Below are 257 nucleotides of genomic sequence, written 5' to 3' on the forward strand. Positions count from 1 at the left end.
TCAAAACCGTCCTTGCGCATCTGGATATCGATTTGCAGCGAGTTGCCTTCGGCCATGATCAGGTGTTGCAGCGCCGGGGTGTTTTTGACCACTTCGTAAATCCCCACCCGTCCCTTGTAGCCGCCATTGCACAGATCGCAGCCAACCGGCTCATAGATGGTGAAGGAGCCGATGCGGTCCTCGGGAAACCCTTCCTTGATCAAGGCTTCGCGGGGAATATCGATGGGTTTCTTGCAATGGCTGCACAGTTTGCGTGC

The 257-nt window shown here is 55.6% G+C and carries 1 protein-coding gene; it reads right to left on the reverse strand.

All coding sequences use genetic code 11. The features are described from left to right. Positions 1–257: ATPase, T2SS/T4P/T4SS family (locus tag AAEZ10_RS27535; protein WP_502947718.1), on the reverse strand; the 257-nt coding region annotated here is incomplete at both ends.

Origin of the sequence: Pseudomonas sp. H26/SER47-MNA-CIBAN-0231 (assembly GCF_040310465.1) — a bacterium.
Taxonomy (GTDB): domain Bacteria; phylum Pseudomonadota; class Gammaproteobacteria; order Pseudomonadales; family Pseudomonadaceae; genus Aquipseudomonas; species Aquipseudomonas atacamensis.